Annotated in this window: 19 protein-coding genes and 2 pseudogenes; 12 read left to right on the forward strand and 9 right to left on the reverse strand. The window is 67.0% G+C overall.

Features of this window, described 5'->3' with window-relative positions; all coding sequences use genetic code 11:
- The first annotated feature begins 122 nt into the window (after positions 1–122).
- The 8 genes and pseudogenes from pip (at position 123) to WKB25_RS06115 (ending at position 7,633) form a co-directional block, all read left to right on the forward strand.
- Positions 123–1,070 (forward strand): prolyl aminopeptidase, encoded by a 948-nt coding sequence (gene pip / locus WKB25_RS06080; RefSeq protein WP_340569373.1) that lies wholly within the window; start codon positions 123–125, stop codon positions 1,068–1,070.
- A gap of 266 nt (positions 1,071–1,336) precedes the next feature.
- On the forward strand, positions 1,337–1,636 hold the full coding sequence (locus tag WKB25_RS06085; RefSeq protein ID WP_025874438.1) for a hypothetical protein: 300 nt from the start codon (positions 1,337–1,339) through the stop codon (positions 1,634–1,636).
- Positions 1,637–1,698: 62 nt separating this feature from the next.
- Entirely contained in the window at positions 1,699–4,458 is a 2,760-nt protein-coding gene (gene mgtA / locus WKB25_RS06090) for a magnesium-translocating P-type ATPase (protein ID WP_340569377.1), read from the forward strand.
- Positions 4,459–4,483: 25 nt separating this feature from the next.
- Positions 4,484–5,221, forward strand: a complete 738-nt coding sequence (locus WKB25_RS06095; protein WP_340569378.1) for an MgtC/SapB family protein — start codon at positions 4,484–4,486, stop codon at positions 5,219–5,221.
- 189 nt (positions 5,222–5,410) lie between these two features.
- Positions 5,411–6,469: an ATP-binding protein gene (locus tag WKB25_RS06100; protein ID WP_340569379.1), complete on the forward strand. Its 1,059-nt coding sequence runs from the start codon at positions 5,411–5,413 to the stop codon at positions 6,467–6,469.
- Positions 6,462–7,103 (forward strand): response regulator transcription factor, encoded by a 642-nt coding sequence (locus WKB25_RS06105; protein WP_340569380.1) that lies wholly within the window; start codon positions 6,462–6,464, stop codon positions 7,101–7,103. The genes WKB25_RS06100 and WKB25_RS06105 overlap by 8 nt, the downstream gene beginning before the upstream one ends.
- Before the next feature lie 73 nt (positions 7,104–7,176).
- Positions 7,177–7,386, forward strand: a pseudogene (locus tag WKB25_RS06110) (DUF1697 domain-containing protein); the annotation flags it as partial.
- A gap of 22 nt (positions 7,387–7,408) precedes the next feature.
- A complete protein-coding gene (locus tag WKB25_RS06115) occupies positions 7,409–7,633 on the forward strand; it encodes a hypothetical protein (RefSeq protein ID WP_340569382.1) in 225 nt (74 codons plus the stop codon).
- A 26-nt stretch (positions 7,634–7,659) separates the two neighbouring features.
- Here the strand turns inward: WKB25_RS06115 and WKB25_RS06120 are convergent, their stop codons facing one another.
- Both WKB25_RS06120 and WKB25_RS06125 read right to left on the reverse strand, forming a co-directional pair.
- Entirely contained in the window at positions 7,660–8,838 is a 1,179-nt protein-coding gene (locus WKB25_RS06120; RefSeq protein WP_340569383.1) for a low temperature requirement protein A, read from the reverse strand.
- A gap of 14 nt (positions 8,839–8,852) precedes the next feature.
- Positions 8,853–9,119 (reverse strand): hypothetical protein, encoded by a 267-nt coding sequence (locus tag WKB25_RS06125; RefSeq protein ID WP_340569385.1) that lies wholly within the window; start codon positions 9,117–9,119, stop codon positions 8,853–8,855.
- Positions 9,120–9,366: 247 nt separating this feature from the next.
- Here WKB25_RS06125 and blaL1 point away from each other — a divergent pair, with 247 nt between their 5' ends.
- Positions 9,367–10,236 carry a L1 family subclass B3 metallo-beta-lactamase gene (gene blaL1 / locus WKB25_RS06130; RefSeq protein WP_340569386.1) on the forward strand — a complete coding sequence of 290 codons (870 nt, stop codon included), beginning with the start codon at positions 9,367–9,369 and terminating at the stop codon, positions 10,234–10,236.
- Between the two features lie 118 nt (positions 10,237–10,354).
- Here blaL1 and WKB25_RS06135 read toward each other — a convergent pair whose 3' ends face one another.
- A complete protein-coding gene (locus tag WKB25_RS06135) occupies positions 10,355–10,891 on the reverse strand; it encodes a DUF411 domain-containing protein (protein ID WP_340569387.1) in 537 nt (178 codons plus the stop codon).
- Between the two features lie 120 nt (positions 10,892–11,011).
- On the reverse strand, positions 11,012–11,365 hold the full coding sequence (locus tag WKB25_RS06140; protein WP_340569388.1) for a CopL family metal-binding regulatory protein: 354 nt from the start codon (positions 11,363–11,365) through the stop codon (positions 11,012–11,014).
- Between the two features lie 80 nt (positions 11,366–11,445).
- On the opposite strand from WKB25_RS06140, the gene WKB25_RS06145 reads away from it, so the two are divergent.
- Positions 11,446–11,880 (forward strand): hypothetical protein, encoded by a 435-nt coding sequence (locus WKB25_RS06145; protein WP_340569389.1) that lies wholly within the window; start codon positions 11,446–11,448, stop codon positions 11,878–11,880.
- Between the two features lie 29 nt (positions 11,881–11,909).
- Here WKB25_RS06145 and WKB25_RS06150 read toward each other — a convergent pair.
- Positions 11,910–12,735, reverse strand: a pseudogene (locus WKB25_RS06150) (molybdopterin dinucleotide binding domain-containing protein); the annotation flags it as partial.
- A 212-nt stretch (positions 12,736–12,947) separates the two neighbouring features.
- Here WKB25_RS06150 and fdhD point away from each other — a divergent pair.
- On the forward strand, positions 12,948–13,805 hold the full coding sequence (gene fdhD, locus WKB25_RS06155; RefSeq protein ID WP_340569391.1) for a formate dehydrogenase accessory sulfurtransferase FdhD: 858 nt from the start codon (positions 12,948–12,950) through the stop codon (positions 13,803–13,805).
- Between the two features lie 10 nt (positions 13,806–13,815).
- Here the strand turns inward: fdhD and WKB25_RS06160 are convergent, their stop codons facing one another.
- Positions 13,816–14,352: a peroxidase-related enzyme gene (locus WKB25_RS06160; RefSeq protein WP_340569392.1), complete on the reverse strand. Its 537-nt coding sequence runs from the start codon at positions 14,350–14,352 to the stop codon at positions 13,816–13,818.
- 106 nt (positions 14,353–14,458) lie between these two features.
- On the opposite strand from WKB25_RS06160, the gene WKB25_RS06165 reads away from it, so the two are divergent.
- Positions 14,459–15,340, forward strand: a complete 882-nt coding sequence (locus tag WKB25_RS06165) for an AraC family transcriptional regulator (RefSeq protein WP_340569394.1) — start codon at positions 14,459–14,461, stop codon at positions 15,338–15,340.
- A gap of 7 nt (positions 15,341–15,347) precedes the next feature.
- On the opposite strand, the gene WKB25_RS06170 is transcribed toward WKB25_RS06165, so the two are convergent.
- The 3 genes from WKB25_RS06170 to WKB25_RS06180 form a co-directional block, all read right to left on the reverse strand.
- Positions 15,348–15,908, reverse strand: a complete 561-nt coding sequence (locus WKB25_RS06170; RefSeq protein WP_340569396.1) for a TetR/AcrR family transcriptional regulator — start codon at positions 15,906–15,908, stop codon at positions 15,348–15,350.
- 5 nt (positions 15,909–15,913) lie between these two features.
- Positions 15,914–17,446 carry an MFS transporter gene (locus WKB25_RS06175; RefSeq protein ID WP_340569398.1) on the reverse strand — a complete coding sequence of 511 codons (1,533 nt, stop codon included), beginning with the start codon at positions 17,444–17,446 and terminating at the stop codon, positions 15,914–15,916.
- A gap of 121 nt (positions 17,447–17,567) precedes the next feature.
- Positions 17,568–18,290, reverse strand: a complete 723-nt coding sequence (locus WKB25_RS06180) for a hypothetical protein (protein ID WP_340569490.1) — start codon at positions 18,288–18,290, stop codon at positions 17,568–17,570.
- Positions 18,291–18,295 lie beyond the last annotated feature (5 nt).

The following is an 18,295-nucleotide window of genomic DNA, read 5'->3' on the forward strand; positions in this document are numbered from 1 at the left end:
GTCCATCTCGCCAGAAATCGACGGTGTTGCCCCTTGAACGCAAAGAGTACTTGAACCTGACTGAGATGACGCTGGCCGATGTGCCCCGCTATCCTTGTGCTCCCCGCTTGTGAGGCAGCACCATGCGCACGCTGTACCCGCCGATCACCCCGTACCGCGAACACACGCTGCCCGTCGATGCACTGCACACCCTGCATATCGAGGAGTGCGGCACGCCAGATGGCATTCCGGTGGTGTACCTGCATGGCGGTCCGGGCGCTGGCATCTCGCCCGCCCATCGCCGGTTCTTCAACCCGAAGCGCTACCGCATCGTGCTGATCGATCAGCGCGGCAGCGGGCGCTCCACGCCATTCGGCGAACTGCGCGACAACACCACCCAGGATCTGGTGGCCGACATCGAAAAGGTGCGCGAACACCTGGGCATCCAGCGCTGGCTGGTCTACGGCGGTTCCTGGGGTTCGACGTTGTCACTGGCCTATGCACAGGCGCACCCCGACCGCGCCACCGGGTTGATCGTGCGCGGCGTTTTCCTGGGTCGCGAGGAAGAAAACCGCTGGTTCGCCGAGCGCGATGGCGGTGCCCGCTGGATCTTCCCGGAGCGTTGGGATCGCTACGAGGCGCACATCCCGGAGGACGAGCGCGGCAACATGCTCGAAGCGTACTGGAAGCGCCTGGACCATGCAGACGAAACCATCCGCATCGCAGCGGCGCAGGCCTGGCTGGGCTGGGAAGACAATGCCGCCATGCTGCTGCATGAGGTCGACGCGGTGTCAGCTACCGATCCGCTCGATACGCTGGCCAAGGCGCGTATCGAGGCGCATTACTTCCGCCACAACACCTTCCTGGAACACGGCCAGCTGCTGCGCGATATCGATCGCATCCGCCATCTGCCGGGCGTCATCGTGCAGGGGCGCTACGACATCATCTGCCCACCACGCAGTGCCTGGGACTTGGCCAAAGCCTGGCCGGAAGCCACCTTGCAGATGGTCATCGCCGGCCACAGCGCCAACGAAGCCGCCACTACCGATGCTTTGGTGCGGGCCACCGACGCTTTCGCGGACCGCAGCTGAACAAAAGGGGCCAACGGCCCCCTTTTTCTATACCAAGGTATAGCTGGGCTAACCCACGGGCCTCTAGGCCTGCTGAATACGAGCGCGGACAATAGCGCTACTGGCCAGCCACTGGCCGCCCCACGCGGAGACGCAGATGGATCCCGACCCTGCCGGGCGCGACGCGCGCCCCTGCCTGCCCCCTTGTTCACTGCTGGCGACTGACGGCCGGTTCCTGTCCGTGTAAGCGATGGGAGCTCCGGGCAGCGCCTGCCCGGAGGAATCCCATGTCCTACAAGATTCTCTACATCACCGTCCGTCGCCTGATCGGTGAGCGCGATGTTTCCGCCCTGCGCAGCCTGCTGCTGCAGCACGGCCCTGTCCTGTTCGCCCGTTCGCTGGCCCTCGGCTCGCCACGGGTAGTGGCCGACGCCCTGTCGCTGCTGCCGATCAGCGAGCGCATCAACGTGCTGCGCCACCTGCCCTACCCGCTGCGCGATGCGATGAAGCCGCTGTGCATCGGCGGCAGCCAGCGGCTGCGCATGCAGCCCTGGTCGCCATCGGTGCTGGCCATGCGCCACGCCTGAGTACCCGCCCCTTCCGCTCCACGCGCCGGCTCCGCCCCGCGCCGCTCCAAGAGGACCTTCCCATGAGCCTGCTCAACGCCTGGTTCAACGCCTTCCTGCGCAGCCGCCGCGCGGGCAACCTGTTCGGTCGTCGTGCGATGCCCGAAGCCGGTTACGGCCGTGGCAGCACGCAGGCCGCGCCGGCCACGCTCACTGCCGGACTGCTCGCGCTTGCACAGGGCAGCGAAACCGATGCGCTGGCCACCCTGCAATCGCACGTCGACGGTCTCAGCCCGCACGAAGCCGAAGAGCGCCTGTTGCGCTTCGGCCCGAACGAGGTCGACCACGAAAAGCCACTGCCGTGGTGGCGCCATCTGTGGCAGTGCTATCGCAACCCGTTCAACCTGCTGCTGACGGTGCTGGCGGCCGTGTCCTGGCTGACCGAAGACGCCAAGGCGACGGTGGTGATCGGTGCGATGGTGGTGCTGTCCACCTTGATCCGCTTCGTACAGGAGGGCCGCTCCAACCGCGCGGCCGAACGGCTGAAGGCCCTGGTGGGCAACACCGCACGCGTGCTGCGCCGTGCTGCGGGCACCGAAGCGGCGGAGGTGGCCGATCAGTACTTCGGCGCACAGCTGCACAGCCGGCGGCCGGCACGGCTGCTGGATCTGCCGATCCGTGACCTGGTACCGGGCGACCATATCGTGCTGTCGGCCGGCGACATGATCCCGGCCGATTGCCGTGTGCTCGCGGCCAAGGACCTGTTCGTCGCACAGGCCGCGATGACCGGCGAATCGTTGCCGGTGGAGAAGTTCGTGCAGGCGGGCAACGCCGAGGCTGGCCTGATGGAACAGGCCAACCTGTTGTTCATGGGTACCAATGTGGTGTCCGGCACGGCAACAGCGCTGGTGCTGGCGACCGGCAACGACAGCTACTTCGGCACCCTCGCCCAGCGCAGCAGTGCCAGCGATCGTGCGCCGACAGCGTTCCAGGCCGGGGTCAACAGCGTCAGCTGGCTGCTGATCCGCTTTGCCCTGGTGATGGTGCCGTTCGTCCTGCTGGTCAATGGCTGGACCAAGGGTGACTGGACCGAAGCCTTCCTGTTCGCGCTGTCGGTGGCGGTCGGCCTGACCCCGGAAATGCTGCCGATGATCGTCACCTCCACCCTGGCCAAGGGCGCGGTGCTGCTGTCGCGGCGCAAGGTGATCGTCAAGCGCCTGGATGCGATCCAGAACTTCGGTGCGATGGAAGTGCTGTGCACCGACAAGACCGGCACCCTCACCCAGGACAAGATCGCGCTGGAACGGCACACCGACGTGTTCGGGCAGGATTCGGAGGATGTGCTGACCTTCGCCTACCTCAACAGCCACTTCCAGACCGGACTGATCAACCTGCTCGATCGTGCGGTGCTGGAGCATGTGGAGCTGCAGAGCTCGCTGCGCCTGTCACAGGACTACCGCAAGGTCGATGAGATCCCGTTCGACTTCGAGCGCCGCCGCATGTCGGTGGTGGTATCCGAGCGCGAGGACCATCACGAATTGATCTGCAAGGGTGCGGTGGAGGAAATGCTGGCGGTGTGCAGCACCGTGCGCGAGAACGGCCAGGACATGCCGCTGGATGAGCAGCGCCTGGCCCGCGTGCGGCAGACCACCGAGGAACTGAACGAACAGGGCCTGCGTGTGGTGGCCGTGGCGATGAAGGAGACTGCGGCCAGCCAGAGCGTGTACTCGCAGGCCGATGAGCGCGATCTGACCCTGGTGGGCTACGTGGCCTTCCTCGATCCACCGAAGGAGTCGGCCGCACAGGCGCTGCAGGCGCTGGCCGCGCACGGCGTGGAAGTAAAGGTATTCACCGGCGACAACGAACTGGTCACCGCCCGGGTATGTGCCCAGGTCGGCCTGGACGCCGATACGATCGTGACCGGCCCGCAGATCGAGCGCATGGACGATGCGGCCGTGGCGCGTGCACTGCAGGAACACCGCGTGTTCGCCCGCCTCACGCCGCTGCACAAGGAACGGCTGGTGCGCGAGCTGCGTGCACAGGGCAACGTGGTCGGCTTCCTCGGCGATGGCATCAACGATGCTCCCGCACTGCGCGCAGCCGATATCGGCATCAGCGTGGACAGCGCGGTGGACATCGCCAAGGAGGCCGCTGACATCATCCTGCTGGAGAAGAACCTGATGGTGCTGGAGGAAGGCGTCATCCAGGGGCGGCGCACCTTCAGCAACATGCTGAAGTACATCCGCATGACCGCCAGCTCCAATTTCGGCAACGTGTTCTCGGTGCTGGTGGCCTCGGCGTTCCTGCCGTTCCTGCCAATGCTGCCGTTGCAGCTGCTGGTGCAGAACCTGCTGTATGACATCTCGCAGATCGCCATTCCGTTCGACAACGTCGATGAGGAGCTGGTACGCAGGCCGCTGAAGTGGAACCCGGCGGACATCGGCCGCTTCATGGTGTTCTTCGGGCCGATCAGCTCGATCTTCGACCTCAGCTGCTTCGCCTTGATGTGGTACGTGTTCGATGCACGCACACCGGCCGACCAGAGCCTGTTCCAGTCCGGCTGGTTCGTGGTCGGCCTGCTGACGCAGACCCTGATCGTGCACATGATCCGTACACCCAAGGTGCCATTCGTGCAAAGCATCGCCGCGCCGCCGCTGCTGCTGATGACCGGGGCGATCATGGCCATCGGCGTGATCCTGCCGATGAGCCCGCTCGCCGGCTACTTCAAGCTGCAGGCACTGCCGGCCGGCTACTGGCCGTTCCTGGTGGCGATCCTGTTCGGCTATGCGGTGCTGACCACCCTGCTGAAGAAGCTCTACATCCGCCGTTACGGTTGGCAGTAAGCGCATCGGCGCAGGGAGAACCCTCATGGACTTCAACCCCCACCTGCCGGCGTTCAACGCCGGCGCCACCCTCAGCTCGCTGATCAGCCTGTCTGTCGCCTTCCTGCTGGGCACGCTGATCGGCCTGGAGCGGCAGTTCCGCCAGCGCACCGCCGGTCTGCGCACCAACACGCTGGTGGCGGTGGGTGCCGCCGTGTTCGTCGACCTGGCCGTGCGCTTCCACGACCTGTACGGCGGGCCGCCGTCACCGCTGCACGTGGTGGCCTATGTGATCTCCGGTGTCGGCTTCCTCGGTGCCGGCGCGATCATGAAGGATGGCGCACAGGTATCGGGCCTGAACACCGCCGCCACCTTGTGGGGCTCGGCGGCAGTCGGCGCCTGTGCCGGCATCAAGCTGCTGCCCGAGGCGGTGCTGGCTGCGGTGTTCGTGCTGGCCGCCAACACCCTGCTGCGGCCGGTGGTGAACCGCATCCAGCGGCAACCGCTGCCGGAAGCGTTCAGCGAGGCGACCTATGCCATCAACGTGGTCTGCCAGCGTGAGCAGCAGGCCGAGGTGCTGGACCGACTTCTGCTGTTGCTGGAGCAGGCACAGTACCCGGTGCGCGCGGTCGACCAGCGCCCGTTCGGCGAGCGCGATGTTGAAATCGAGGCGGTGCTGTACGCCACCACGGTCGATGGCGGCGAACTGGATGCCGTGTTGGCGACGCTTGCGGCCACGCCCGGTGTGCTGCAGGGGTTCTGGAACGCCAGCCTGGAGGAGTAGTGCCGGCCGCTGGTGGATGCATTCCGCCGGGCATGGCCCGGCGCTACCGTGCGCCGCCTTGGTAGGTGCCGACCTTGGTCGGCACAATCCGTCAGGCGCCATGACAGCGGACAACGCATGCCGACCGAGGTCAGCATCGACCGAACAGCGCTTTGCTATCCTTTCCACCCACGCCAGGGAGCCATCCCGATGCCATCGCTGTCACCCCGCCGCCCCCTGGTCGTGCTGGCCCTGATCATCGTGATGGCGGCCATCTTCCTGGTCGATACGGTTACCGATTACGCCGTTGCCGCTGCCTGCTTCTACGCTGCCGTCATCCTGGCAGCGTCGCGGCGCTTGCCCGCACGCGGCCTCATCCTGCTTGCCGCGGTCTGCATCGCGTTGACCGGCCTCAGCTTCTTCCTGACCCGCTTCGGCACCTACCGCATCGGCCTGGTCAATTCAGCAATCGGCATGCTGGTGATCGGCATCACCACGTATCTGGCATTGAAGATGGAAGCGGCCAAGGCTGCGGTGCAGGATGCACAGGCACGCCTGCTGCGTGTTGCCCGCGCCTCCACGGTCGGCGAGCTGACCACCTCCATCGCGCATGAGGTCAACCAGCCACTGGCGGCCATCGCCAGCAGTGCCGAAGCCAGCCAGCGCTGGTTGGCCCAGCAGCCACCGAACCTGGACAAGGCGCGGCAGACCATTGCCCGCATCGTCGCCGACGCCCATCGCGCCAGTGACGTGATCGCCCGCATCCGCGGCCTGACCCAAGGCGCCGCGCCAGAACGCCAGGCCTTCGACCTCAACCAGGCCGTGGAGGAAATGCTGGCGCTGTCGCACAGCGAACTGGAGCAGCATGGCGTGACGATTGCGCTGGTGCTGGGCAGTGACTTGCCCCCCGCCCATGCCGATCGCGTGCAGGTGCAGCAGGTGATCGGCAACCTCATCCTCAATGCCGTCGACGCGATGGCCGGTACGCCCACGGGCGAGCGCAGGCTGTCGCTGCTGACCGCGCATGATGGCTATGGGCACGTCAGCCTGAGCGTGCGCGATCGTGGTATCGGCCTGCCCGTGGAGCACCCTGACCGGGTGTTCGATGCATTCTGGACCACCAAGTCGAACGGCCTCGGCCTGGGCCTCAGCCTGAGCCGCTCGATGATCGAGGCCAACGGCGGCCATATCCGCGCCGAGCGACCCGCTGGTGGCGGCGCCTGTTTCATCTTCGAGCTGCCCACGCATATGGAAGCTACCCATGCGTAAACCCACGACAACGCCTGTGGAACCGTCACCGATCGTCTACGTGATCGACGACGATGCCTCGGTACGCGCCGCGCTGGAGGACCTGCTGGCCTCGATGGGGCTGCAGGTACGGGCATTCGCATCTACCGGCGAATTTCTTGCCCATGCGATGGAGGACGCCCCGGCCTGCCTGGTGCTGGACGTGCGCATGCCCGGCCAGAGCGGACTGGACTTCCATCGCACCATGGCCAGCCACGGCCTGCACCTGCCGGTGGTGTTCATCACCGGGCACGGCGACATCGCCATGGGCGTCAATGCCATCAAGGAAGGTGCCATCGAATTCCTGACCAAGCCTTTCCGTGACCAGGAGCTGCTGGATGCCATCCACAAGGGCATCGGGATCGACCGCCAGCGGCGCCGCGAGGGCGACGTGCTGGGCGCATTGCAGCAGCGCTGGGACACCTTGAACACCGGGGAGCGCGAGGTGGTCGCCGGCGTGGTACGGGGCCGGCTCAACAAGCAGATCGCCGCTGATCTTGGCGTCAGCGAAATCACGGTGAAGGTGCGTCGCGCGCAGTTGATGCGCAAGATGGGCGCGCGCACCCTGGTGGATCTGGTGCGGATGTATGACCGGCTGCAGGGCAGTACGCCATGACCGTATATATAACCCTGCTGCATATATAACCCTGCTGCGCGCAGTGAATGTAGGCGGTACCGGCAAGCTGTCGATGGCCGAACTGGTGGGTATGTGCCAGCGCGCAGGATTCCGCGGTGCCCGCACCTATATCGCCAGCGGCAATGCCGTGTTCAGCAGTCCGCTCGACGAGGCGGGTGTCCGCGGCAGTTTGGCGAAAAGCCTGCATGCCCATGCAGGCAAGCCGGTAGGCGTGCTGGTGCATACCGCTGCCGAAATGGCAGCAGTGATCGCCCGCAACCCCTTCAAGGACGCTGCCGGCAACCGTGTCGTCGCCCTGTTCATTGACGAGGCGCTGCCCAAGCCCCCCCCTGCAGGGCGTAACCGGTATCGGCGAAGAACAGCTTGCCCTTGGCAAGCGCGAGCTGTTCATCCACTACGGCGATGGCATGGCCGGTTCGCGACTGCGCGTCCCCTTCGCAGCGAACGGAACCGGCCGCAACATCAACACCGTGAGCGGACTGGCGGGGATGGCTGCGGAGCTGGACTGAGCTCAGGCCTGCCTGGCGGACCACTCCTAACTGCGTGCCGCTGCAATGCTTCGCTTCAACCGCGTATCGGCCAGCCCCACCACCAGCAGCACGATGCTGGTCAGCCAGCCTGCCGCCAGCAGGTGCATCCATGGCAGCACGAAGCCGAGCACCACCAGCGCCGCCGCCCCCAGCAGATGCGAGCGCGGCACGCGGCCGTAGACCGCCCGCTTGTACAGCGCGCTGCCCAGCAGGTAGATCAATGGTCCCGCCGCCAGCATCGCGGCATACGGCAGGGTCACCACCGCTTCCGGTTCGTCCATCACCAGGTCATTGCCGACGGCGGTGGCGATGATGCCGGCGATCAGCAGCGCGTGCACGTAGTGGAAATAGGCGCCGATGCGGCCCGGATCGTCGGAACGGGTGATGGTGTCGGTGGCGTCACGGCTGGAGATGCCGAAGTACAACCACCACATCGCGAGCGTACCGGCAAAGGTCGCCAGCACCGCCGACACCACCGCGCCATTCCAGTGCTCCACTTCGCTCAGCACGCCGCCGGTTGCCAGCAGCGTCTCACCCAGTGCGACGATCACGAACAGTTGGCAGCGCTCGGCCAGATGTCCGCCTTCGATGGTCCACTCGCGGGTACGCGAGCGGCCGAGGCCGGGAAACGCGAAGCCGAACATCGGGGAGATGTATTCGCAGGCGACGGCCAGCGCCCACAGCACCAACCGCGCATTGCCCTCGACCGCTGCACCGGCCAGCCAGAAGCAGGCCGAAACGCTGACCCAGGCCAGCATGCGCCTGAAATTGGCGGCCAGCGGATGCGCGCGCCCTACTTCCAGCAGGACGAACAGCGTCCGGCCCACCTGCATCGTGGCGTAGGCGCCGGCGAATATCCATGCGCGTCCGGCAAAGGCTTCGGGGATGGACGAGGACATCAGCAACGCCAGCAGCATCGTGACGAACAACAGGCCACGGATGCGCGGCGCCTCCGGGTCGAACCAGTTGCTGACCCAGCACGCGTACTGCCAGCCGAGCCAGACCGCAAACCACAGCACCAGCGTCTGCAGCACGCCCAGCAGGCCGAGGTGGTGCAGCAGGTGGTGGCTGAGCTGGGTGACGGCGAACACGTAGACCAGATCGAAGAACAGTTCTTCGTAGGTCACCCGCGCATGATGGCCGTCGCGACGACGCAGGGCAGGAAGACGGGGTGTTGCCGGCATCGCTGATCCTCGGTTCAGCGGCCCAGCCGCCAGAAAATGACTCCGGCCACCAGCGCCGGAACGGTAAACACCAGCAGCAGGATCGGCAGCTCCTCACGCACCGTATAGCCCGCCCGGCTGACCCCCACCCACAGATTGGCCACCGACACCAGCAGCCAGGTACCGATGAAGGCCAACAGCGCCGTGGGCAGCTGCGAGCTGCCCGTGCTCCAGAGCCTGCCGAACAGGGCGAAGACGCCCAGCAGCAGGAACCCGCCGACGATCACCAGAAGCACGTGCATGGTCTCTCTCCCCGATGGCTGCCCTGCAGCCTATCTGCGGCCGAGTGTGCGCTGCAGTGGGTGATCGTGGATTCACTTTCCCGAAGCGGCGAACAATCCTGTTGCCCACCACCAGGGCCATCGGGGTGCCACCGCGCTGGCATTGCCGCACTGGGCCATGCCGCCCTTATGGGTGCCATGAAATCTATGCGTGACGCGACGAAGGGGGCCCATGCTAGTTTCTGGGCCCCTTCATCGGTGTCCTCCCATGCGCCTGCAGACCCTCGCCATCACCGTCGCTGCCCTGCTTCCCGCTGCGGCTTCTGCCGCCGAACCGCCGCTTCCGCAGCTGCGTGCCTACACCGTGGATGCCTCCTGGCTGCAGCCGATGGCGCCGCTGCAGATTGCCGACCACACCTGGCAGATCGGCACCGAAGACCTGACCGCGCTGCTGGTGCAGACGCCGCAGGGCGCGGTGCTGCTCGATGGTGGCATGCCGCAGATGGCCGACCACCTGCTGCGCAACATGAAGGCGCGTGGTGTTGCGCCGCAGGATCTGCGCCTGATCCTGCTCAGCCATGCCCACGCCGACCACGCCGGCCCGGTTGCAGCGCTCAAGCGCGGTACCGGCGCGCAGATCGTGGCCAATGCAGAATCGGCGGTGCTGCTGGCACGCGGGGGCAGCAACGACCTGCACTTCGGCGACGGCATCACCTATCCGCCGACAACCGCGGACCGGATCATCATGGACGGCGAGGTGGTCTCGCTCGGCGACGTCGACTTCACCGCGCACTTCGTACCCGGCCATACCCCGGGTAGCACCGCCTGGAGCTGGACCGACACCCGTGAAGGAAAATCCGTTCGCATCGTCTACGCCGACAGCCTGAGCGCACCGGGCTATCAACTGCAGGACAACCCACGCTACCCGCATCTGGTCGACGACTACCGTCGCAGCTTCGCCACGGTGCGCGCCCTGCCCTGCGACGTCCTGCTGACCCCGCATCCAGGTGCCAGCGGCTGGAACTACGCCGCGGGTGCCAAGGCCGGTGCCAAGGCACTGACCTGCAAGGCCTATGCGGATGAGGCCGAGAAGAAGTTCGACGCGCAGCTGGCCAAGGAAGCGGCCGGGGCCCGCTGATCCTGTAGAGCCGAGCCGATGCTCGGCTTGCCGGCCGAAAGCAGCCGAGCGTGGGCTCGGCTCTACACAGGCCGCGTGGAAGGGTGCCGGTCAGACCGATCGGCACCGCCACTGAATCTCAGCCTCCCTGGCCGTGCTGTGCGAAGGGCTGGGTGCTGCCATCAGCCAGCACCAGCTCTACGGTATACGGCTGCACATGGTCATCAGGCATTTCCATGCCCGGAGATCCGGCCGGCATGCCCGGCAGCACCAGGCCCCGCGCCGCCGGCCGTTCTTTCAGCAGGCGCTTGATGTCGCTGACCGGAATATGGCCTTCCACTACATAGCCACCGATCTCGGCGGTATGGCAGGACGCCTTGCCGGCCGGTACGCCGAGACGCTGTTTGATCGGATGCATGTCATCGGTGTCGCGTATCTCAACCGGGAAGCCGGCAGCCTTGAGGTGGTCGGCCCACACGCCACAGCAACCACAACTGGCCGTCTTGTGCACGATGGCCAGCGGCAGTTCCGGATCGATCGTCGCCTCAGCCGTCACCGCAACTGCCGTGACGGCTGCGGTTGCGGGCGAGGACACGGCCTCTTCAGAGGCGCGCGCGCAGGCGCTGCCCAGCAGAACGGCGCTAAGCAACAGGCTCACGGAAGGAGTGCGGTTCATATGTCAGGTTGTCCTTTGCAATCGCAGGCGCGAGCGCCTGCCACCCACACGGTGGATTCGCGTGGGCCAGGTAGATGAGGGGGTGCTGCTGGACGGCAGGCACGCGATGCCTGCGCGCGATCAAACGATCGGCGGACGGATCAGCTGCGGCAGCGCAGGCGCGGGATGACCCTTATGCAGCGCATTACCGGGCACTGCACGCAGCGGCCATGCAGCAAGGCTTCGCGCCGACGGCAGCATGGCCACACTGGCCGGCACGCATTCGCATCCATCGCTGCTGCACGCGCCTGCGGTCGGGTCATCGCAGCGGGTGGGCGCGGCAGAAATCCCCGTGCCGGCGCGCTCGTGGGGTACACCGCAATGACCATCGCTGGCCTGACCGTTGATGCCGCCCGAGGCAAGCGCCAGCGCCGGTGCATTCAGCACCAGGGTCAGGAGCAGCATCAGTCGCAGCAGCAGGCCGGATATATCCACGGCCTGATGATAGCCGACGCACGATACGCCCGTCGCCGCTGCCTGGTGTCATCATGGAGGACGTTCATTGGAGCTTTTTCATGTCTGCCCGCTGCGCCTCTGCTGCCCTGCTGCTGTCTGCGTTGCTGAGCCTTCCGGTCATGGCAGGCGAACGCCAATGGACCGTGCTCGCCAGCGGCGATGATGACCACACCCATGAGCGCTGGCAGGTGAGCGCGACGCGGTTGCATGCGCTGCCCACCTTCGACCCAGCGCGCGCCGAGCCGCCGCTGTCAGTGCACCAAGCGACGGCGGCAGCGCTGGCCCACGCACGCCAGCGCTATCCCAGCGATGACTTCGTGGTCTCCGAGGTCAGCCTGCAGCGCTTCACCGCCGACGCGGCGGCGCATGCCGAAGACGCAGCGCGCGGCTGGGTGTACCTGGTCAGCCTCGACTACAACGCCAAGGGCTGGACGCAGATGGTGCCGGTGCTGCTGGATGGCAGCATCGTGCTGAGCGACACCGAAGAACCGTAGGCGCGGCGTCTTACGCTGGCACCTCGACCTGCGCGTATCCGTGCCGGAATGGATTTCACCGCTGGCGTACCGCTGATCCGATCGTAGTAGTCCAGCGGCAGCAGCGGGTTCAGCTCTGGGTAGTAGCCCGCCAACGCGCCGCGCGGCATCGGGTAGTCAAGCACGGTCAGGCCTTCAATGCGCCGCGTCACGCCGTCGTCGCTGATCGTCTCCAGGCTCACCAATGCTCCCTTGCCGAGCCCGCGCGCCAGACGATCCTCGATGCTCATGAACACCACCATGCGGTCGTTGTACGCGCCCCGGTAGCGGTCGTTGTAGCTGTAGATGGTGGTGTTGTACTGATCGTGCGAACGCACCGTGGCCAGCCGCAGCATCTCCGGATCATCGACCACCGTGTTCACTTCCAGGCCCGGCATGACCAGGATGTTGGCCTTGCCGTTCGGCGTCGGCCACCATCTGCACCACGTCCTGCGGTTCGGTGAAGCGGATCAGGGCGCGCTCGGGCATCGGGTTGACCGCCACAGTCGGCACGCAGCGTTTGCGCGCTTCCACCAGGTTGCTCATCATCCGCAGCGAGTTGGTGCCGGTGTTCTGGCCCATCACGAAGATCGCCTCGGCGTGTTCGAAGTCGTCCAGCACGATGGTTCCCTTGCCCACGCCTCTTGCGGTAGTCGGCATCGGGAAACGCGCAGCTGGGGCACTTGAAGCCACCCGGCTGGTTCATCGCCAGCAGTGCCTTCGATCCCTTGCCGATCACGCTCTGCTGCAGCAGCACCTTGGCGGTCGCACCGGCGGCCCCCAGCCGCCTGCCAGTTGGTTGTAGGGCTTGTAACGCGGCGGCTGCTGTTCGGACATGGTCGGGAACCTGCGTTGGTGGAGTGCCTGCCTGCAGTGCCGGGCCCGCGCCCGGCTGCCGTGGCCAGTCAAGCACGCCGGCAACCGCAGCGACATGGCCCGGCCGTGGTATGGCAGGCTGCCATGGCAACGGTTACCGTCGCGTCTTCACTGGAGGGCTGCGCTATCCTCCGGGCGTAGCCTGCCCTTCTGCTTTGCCCAGGATGTGCCGCATGCCCGGATCGACGCCGCCTTCTCCTCCGCCCGCCGGCACGGCACTGCGCACGCTGCAGCGCTGGCGCAGCACGGGGCTGGAGCAACAGGTGGACGTGATCGCCGAAGAAGTGCCGGTGGTGATGCGCTACAACGGTGCCGCCTTCGCGGTGATGATGGCCACGCCGTGCGACCTGGAGGATTTCGCCCTGGGTTTCTCGCTCAGCGAAGGATTGATCGAGCGCCCTGATCAGCTGCTGTCCGCCGAGGTGCAGCCACAGCTGGAAGGCATCGAGCTGAAGATGGCCGTGTCCGCTGACGCCCCTGGCGCCGCACTGGACCTGGACAATGGGCGCCTGCTGCCTGGTCGCGGCGGTTGCGGGTTGTGCGGCGCGCGTCAGCTGGAAGAGGTGCTGCGTCCGCTGCCGCCGGTAAAAGACCGCCGCACGTATCAGACGGCTGCACTGCAGCGGGCACTGGCCGGGCTGGCCGCGCAACAACCAATGAATGCCGCCAGTGGTTCGACCCATGCAGCAGCCTGGGCCGATGCCAGCGGCCGCATCGGCTGGGTGCGCGAAGACGTCGGCCGTCACAACGCGCTGGACAAGCTGATCGGTGCGCTGCACCACAACGAGCACAGCATCGATGGTGGCCTGCTGGTGGTGTCCAGCCGTGCCAGCTACGAAATGGTCAGCAAGGCAGCGCGCGCCGGTGCCAGTGTACTGGTTGCCGTTTCGGCCCCCACCGCGCTGGCCATCGACCTGGCCCGCAGTGCCGGGCTGTGCCTGGTGGGCTTCGCCCGCGAAGGGGGCTTCAACGTGTATACGCACCCGGAGCGACTGCAGGGGGATGACCTGCACGGCCTCCCGCCTGCCTGACGGGGCGGCCTCAGCGCAGCGCCACCTTCGGGAAGTCCACCGGCACCTCGAAGGCCACGTTGACGTAGTTGGTGAACAGATTGAGCGCGACGTGGGCCAGAATCTCCACGATCTGCTCGTCATCGAAACCAGCCGCGCGCAGCGCCTGCACGTCAGCGTCACCAATCTGCGCACGCTGCTCGACCACCTTCAGCGCGAAGTCCAGGGCGGCGGCGGTGGCCGGATCGCTGGACTGGCCGATCTGTGCAGCGGTCATCTGTTCGCCACTGGCGCCGGCCTTGCGCCCCAGCGCCGTGTGCGCGGCCAGGCAGTATTCGCACGCATTGCGGTTGGCGATGGCCACCGCAATCTGCTCGCCCAGCAGCGGCGACAGACGGCCTCCACCCAACGCGCCGAAGGCGCCCCACATGCTCTGCAGGGCGGCCGGCGAGTTGGCCACGGCACGGAACATCGCCGGTGTAGCGCCGAAGGCGGCGTGGACCTGGCCCAGCAGGGCCTGGCGTTCGGGCGTGGTCGAGGTCGGGTCGATCAGGGGAATGCGGGACATGGGAGTACTCCTTGCGATAGCGCCCGGGATTGGACGATGGGCGCATCGTAGGTAGACTCGCCGGACGAATAGAGTCTTTATTTCCAGATATGTTGTCCATTCATCCATGACCACTCTCCCGCCCCCGGCCCGGCCACCCGACGACGTGCCCGACCGGCTGTCGACCCTGCTCGAACGGTTCCGGGTACAGGCAGCGCTGTTCCATTCCGGCCCGCTGTGCGGACGGCACGTGTTCGAACCGCAGCCGGGGCGCGCCTTCCTGCACATCCTGCGCAAGGGCGAGATGGAGGTGCATCACCCGGACGCGGACGGCATCACGCGCCAGTTGAAGGTCGCCGCGCCCAGCCTGCTGCTGTACCCGCGGCCACTGCGGCATGTGTTCCTCAACGCGCCGCTGGACGGTCCTGATTTCACCTGCGCCACGCTCGACTTCGACGGCGGTGCACGCAATCCGGTTGTCCAGTCGCTGCCGCCGGTGATGGTGGTGCCGCTGTCGGCCATCGGTGAACTGGACGGCACCCTGCGCCTGCTGTTCGCAGAAGCCGACCGCCAGCGCTGCGGCTCGCGCCTGCTGACCAACCGGCTGTTCGAGGTTGCCCTGATCCAGGTACTGCGCTGGGTGATCGATCATCCCGATGCAGCAGGGGTCAGCCACGGGTTGATGCGCGGGCTGTCCGATGCGCGCCTGGCACGCACGCTGGTGGCCCTGCACCAGTCGCCGCAGCAGGCTTGGACGCTGCCGACGATGGCCGCCATCGCCGGGCTGTCGCGCAGCGCGTTCGCGGCGGTGTTCAAGGACGTGATGCAGACCACGCCGGCCAGCTACCTGCTGGATTGGCGCTTGAGCCTGGCCTGCACGCAGCTGCGCGCGGGGGCAGCGGCCAAGCAGGTGGCAACCGACGTCGGCTTTGCCGATACCGCCTCGCTGTCCAAGGCGTTCCGCAAGCGCCTGGGGCTCTCGCCCCGCGCGTGGCTGGCGGCGCTGTAGCCAGCAGCTAGTCCTTCGGGGACTGCTCGGGAGAGAGCAGCCCGCCGATCCGTTCGGTCAGCTGCGTGCGCACGTTCTCGTCCAGCTGGCCTTCGTACATGGCCTCGTAGATCCACAGGCCATCGGCGGCCAACCGCGCCACGAAATTGTCCAGCGCCGCAGGGTCGTCGCTGCCGGCGGCCGGTGGCGAAGGTGCCCAGCGCTGCACTACCGGTGCCCACGGACGGTCGCTGGGGAACTCGGGGTCCACCGAGTCCAGCATGAACATCAGCTCGGCGCGGGTGGCGCTCTGTGCCGAAACGCGCACGAAGGTCTGGTAGCGCTCCAGCGCAGTGGCCTCGCCGGCCGACTTGCCCAGCAGCGCCTCCATCGATGCTTCCCAGCTCTGCACCAGGTGCTCGTCGATGCCGCGCAGCAACGCTTCGCGCGAGGGGAAGTGGTACAGCAGGCCGCCACGGGTCAACTGCGCCTCGGCCGCCACCGATTCAAAGGTGACCGCACGCACGCCGTCGCGGTTGATCACGCTGACGGCGGCGTCGAGGATACGCTCGCGCTTGCTGGTTCTCATTGCCGCTATTTTACGCGATCGGCAGCGCCGTCGCGGCCACCGGCACGTCCACGCAGCAGGCGCGCGATGATCACCGCGCCAGCCGCCAGCACCGCGCTGATCACCAGCAGCACGATCTGGTAACCGCGATCGTAGGCCGCGGTGGCCAGGGCGAACCACTCACCCTGCCCCGTGTCACGCGCCACGTGCAACGCTTGGGTGAACCCCTCGCGCGCGGCGGCCGGAATGTCCGCCGACTCCGGCAGGAACGCGCCGTACATCGCAGCGCTCAGGCTGCCCAGCAGCGCGACCGCCAGCAGGCCACCGAACTCGTAGGACACCTCCTCCACCGACGAGGCCATGCCCGCACGATGCGGCGGCACGTTGTTGAGGATGGCGGTGGACGCCACCGAGATCGCAGCACCCATGCCGAAGCCGGTGATCGCCATGCCGGCCACCACCCAGCCCAGGCCGTGCGGGAAGCCCAGCGCCACCACTCCGACGCCTACCGCGCCAGCCGCAAGGCCGCCGCAGATCAGCGGGCGCAGGCCGACGCGATGCAGCACGCTGCCACCCAGCAACGCGCTGGGCAGGCTGCCCAGCGCCGCCACCGATACCAGCAGGCCCGCCTGCAACGGGCTGAGGCCGGCCACCAGCTGGAAACGCTGGGTGGTGAGCAGCTGCAGCCCGGCCATCGCAAACAGGGTGAACACTGCCGAGAGGGTGCCGGCAAGGAAGGCCGGGTTACGGAAGATGGCGAAATCCAGCAGCGGATAGGGCAGCTGCTGCTGACGGCGGCTGAAGGCGAAGCCGGCGATGAGCGCCATCAGCAGCGATACCGCGCCCACACCGTACGAGGGCGGCGTGGCGATCAGCGACTTGATCGCCAATACCAGGCCCGACAGCGCGGCCAGTGCCAGCAACGAGGACAGCAGGTCCCACGGTCGCGTGCTGTCGCGCTGTCCTTCCGGAGCCAGCACCAGGGTCGCGATGAAGGCGACCACCACCACCGGTACGTTGATCAGGAACACCGAGCCCCACCAGAAGTGCTGCAGCAGCCAGCCACCGATGATCGGCCCCAGTGCCGCACCGACGATGGCCACCGAACCCCAGATCGCGATGGCGATGTTGCGCTCGCGCTCCTCATGGAAGCTGAGCCCGATCAACGCCAACGTGGCCGGCATCATCGCCGCCGCACCCACGGCGAGGAAGGCACGCGCTGCAATCAGCTGCGCGGCGGTCGCAGAGAACGCGGCCGCCAACGAGGCGATGCCGAACACCGCCAGGCCGATCAGGAACATCCGGCGGTGGCCGATGCGGTCACCCAGGGTGCCCGCGCCCAGCAACAGGCCGGCCATCACCAGCGGATAGGCGTTGATGATCCACAGCGCCTGCCCGGTACTGGCCGAGAGCTCCTCGGTCAGGGTCGGCAGCGCGGTGTACAGCACCGAGTTGTCCAGCGTGACCAGCAGCAGGCCGGCGGCAACGGTGAACAGCAGCGACCAGCGCCGGGCGCGCGACAAGGACGGAGCACCGTCCAAGGTCTGGGAGAGAGCCATGGGAACCTGGATGGGAAGGGGTACGCCCATAACTATACAGGATGTCCTGTATAGTTATGCAGCTCCCAGCGAACGTCATTCAGCTTCCGGGAGGCGCAATGCCCGCTGCGAAGGCCCCGGCCTACCTGCACTCCGCAGGCAATGCAGCGACCGCCTGCACTACCGGCTCCTGCATGGCCTGTCCCACCGCGGCATCCAGCTCCCCCTGCAGATGGCCGTGCTGCCGCTGCATCTCCTCTTCGCACAGCGCGCGCACCCGCGCGCGGGCGTTGCTGCGCAGCGTGCTGCAGCGCCAATCCACCCCTCCCAGCGGCAGCACCGAATAGACCACGCTGTTGCAGGCGTTGCCGGCGCGCTCTGGCAGCGGGCGCCCGCCGAAGTCACGCGGCGCACTGCTGCGCTGCGGGTCGAAGTAGCTGTCCGGGAAGGTGCGTGCGTACTGTTCGATATCCACCTCGACACTGCCGCCATCGCCGGCCGGCAGGCGCAGCGGCTGGCCGCAGCCGGTGGCGTCGGCGCGGTGCTGGATGTACTGGTAGATCGGTCGGTCCAGGCTCGCATCCTGCGCCGTCACGGCGCTCACCGCCGCCAGCACCGGCAGCGACGCGCGGTTGGCCATGCGCGCCAGCACTCCCGCCTGCGCCGGTTCGCAGCGGTCGCGCAGCGTCGCCACCAGCAGGAACAGCAGGTCATCACGAAAGGCATTGTCGGCGGCCATGTGATGTTCGATGCGTGCCTGCGCTTCCGCCGACGGTGCAGGAAATGCAACGGCCGGTGGCGGGGGCGCGTGCGTTGCGTTCCACAGCAGCGCCACCCCGGTCCCTGCCAGCAGCAGCACCACCATCAGCA

This window comes from Stenotrophomonas sp. G106K1 (assembly GCF_037969685.1).
Classification (GTDB): Bacteria; Pseudomonadota; Gammaproteobacteria; order Xanthomonadales; family Xanthomonadaceae; genus Stenotrophomonas; species Stenotrophomonas lactitubi.

What these genes read in the sequence shown, in the direction of transcription:
- pip (WP_340569373.1), top strand. Translation starts at nt 123, where the DNA reads ATGCGCACGCTGTACCCGCCGATCACCCCGTACCGCGAACACACGCTG.
- WKB25_RS06085 (WP_025874438.1), top strand. Translation starts at nt 1,337, where the DNA reads ATGTCCTACAAGATTCTCTACATCACCGTCCGTCGCCTGATCGGTGAG.
- mgtA (WP_340569377.1), top strand. Translation starts at nt 1,699, where the DNA reads ATGAGCCTGCTCAACGCCTGGTTCAACGCCTTCCTGCGCAGCCGCCGC.
- WKB25_RS06095 (WP_340569378.1), top strand. Translation starts at nt 4,484, where the DNA reads ATGGACTTCAACCCCCACCTGCCGGCGTTCAACGCCGGCGCCACCCTC.
- WKB25_RS06100 (WP_340569379.1), top strand. Translation starts at nt 5,411, where the DNA reads ATGCCATCGCTGTCACCCCGCCGCCCCCTGGTCGTGCTGGCCCTGATC.
- WKB25_RS06105 (WP_340569380.1), top strand. Translation starts at nt 6,462, where the DNA reads ATGCGTAAACCCACGACAACGCCTGTGGAACCGTCACCGATCGTCTAC.
- WKB25_RS06120 (WP_340569383.1), bottom strand. Translation starts at nt 8,838, where the DNA reads ATGCCGGCAACACCCCGTCTTCCTGCCCTGCGTCGTCGCGACGGCCAT.
- WKB25_RS06125 (WP_340569385.1), bottom strand. Translation starts at nt 9,119, where the DNA reads ATGCACGTGCTTCTGGTGATCGTCGGCGGGTTCCTGCTGCTGGGCGTC.
- blaL1 (WP_340569386.1), top strand. Translation starts at nt 9,367, where the DNA reads ATGCGCCTGCAGACCCTCGCCATCACCGTCGCTGCCCTGCTTCCCGCT.
- WKB25_RS06135 (WP_340569387.1), bottom strand. Translation starts at nt 10,891, where the DNA reads ATGAACCGCACTCCTTCCGTGAGCCTGTTGCTTAGCGCCGTTCTGCTG.
- WKB25_RS06145 (WP_340569389.1), top strand. Translation starts at nt 11,446, where the DNA reads ATGTCTGCCCGCTGCGCCTCTGCTGCCCTGCTGCTGTCTGCGTTGCTG.
- fdhD (WP_340569391.1), top strand. Translation starts at nt 12,948, where the DNA reads ATGCCCGGATCGACGCCGCCTTCTCCTCCGCCCGCCGGCACGGCACTG.
- WKB25_RS06160 (WP_340569392.1), bottom strand. Translation starts at nt 14,352, where the DNA reads ATGTCCCGCATTCCCCTGATCGACCCGACCTCGACCACGCCCGAACGC.
- WKB25_RS06165 (WP_340569394.1), top strand. Translation starts at nt 14,459, where the DNA reads ATGACCACTCTCCCGCCCCCGGCCCGGCCACCCGACGACGTGCCCGAC.
- WKB25_RS06170 (WP_340569396.1), bottom strand. Translation starts at nt 15,908, where the DNA reads ATGAGAACCAGCAAGCGCGAGCGTATCCTCGACGCCGCCGTCAGCGTG.
- WKB25_RS06175 (WP_340569398.1), bottom strand. Translation starts at nt 17,446, where the DNA reads ATGGCTCTCTCCCAGACCTTGGACGGTGCTCCGTCCTTGTCGCGCGCC.
- WKB25_RS06180 (WP_340569490.1), bottom strand. Translation starts at nt 18,290, where the DNA reads ATGGTGGTGCTGCTGCTGGCAGGGACCGGGGTGGCGCTGCTGTGGAAC.